This is a genomic window from Pectobacterium fontis, assembly GCF_000803215.1.
GTDB lineage: Bacteria > Pseudomonadota > Gammaproteobacteria > Enterobacterales > Enterobacteriaceae > Pectobacterium > Pectobacterium fontis.
In genome coordinates this window covers 1-832 of the sequence record NZ_JSXC01000104.1, presented here as the reverse complement: position 1 = coordinate 832, position 832 = coordinate 1, and the positions used below count along the sequence as shown (strand labels likewise).

1 pseudogene is annotated in these 832 nt (G+C 56.7%); it reads left to right on the top strand.

From position 1 onward, the window contains the following. Positions 1-638 (top strand): annotated as a pseudogene (locus OI69_RS20025) (phosphoesterase); the annotation flags it as partial. Between the last annotated feature and the right edge of the window lie 194 nt (positions 639-832).

Genomic DNA, 832 nt, shown 5'->3' with positions numbered 1-832 from the left:
CAGCCTATCCGCCCGCCATGAAGCTGGCGACACTGCATAGCGATCGGGTTGATATCGATACGCTGGTGCTACGAAACGTGCCTCAATTCAACCATCTGTTCCCGTTCTATCAGAAAGAGTTGGAGCGTACTGGTGAGCCGCTGGGCGATATCCTGAAGAGCCGCGATTATTACGATTTTCTGCATCATCATCTGGCGCTGCTGGTCCGTCAGCGTTTCCTGGCTCAAGACTGGCCGAAAGAGTTATCGCCCCTCATCAACACGTTGCACTGCGGCGATCTGCTGTGGATTGCGCAGCAAAAGGAACCGCTCAGTGCCAACGCGCTGCCCGATGCCGCCACGCGCCAACCGAAAGCGGCAACAGGCGCAGAAGGATTACAGGATATTTCTCTGCTCACGCTAGTGACCGACTGGTATTGCCTGCGTAACGGCAGCGATCTGGCCTGGCAGGATATTCCGGCAGCCAGGGTAAAACAGTACCGTGTGCTGCTGGAAGCCTACACGCCGACGGCCACGCTACCGCCGGACAGCCTGCAATATCGCTTCGGCCTGATGCTGAAAATCCTCGCGGGTTACATCAACGACGAGCCAGCTACTCGCTTTGTGGTTGATATGCAGGGGAATTTCGTCACCGTGTGATGTTTTCTTTTAGTCATATTGGTTATGCCTATGCGATTTCGTGCGCTTCGGGCACCGTTCTCTTCATGCTACGTCGTCGCACGCGCCCGACATAGGGGGCTACGCCAGCCCCCTATGAACCCCGGCTTTTGACGGGAATTATGCCGCTAACGCGGTGCCTTCGGTGCCCATGACCGCTTTTCGAGCCGCCAGTG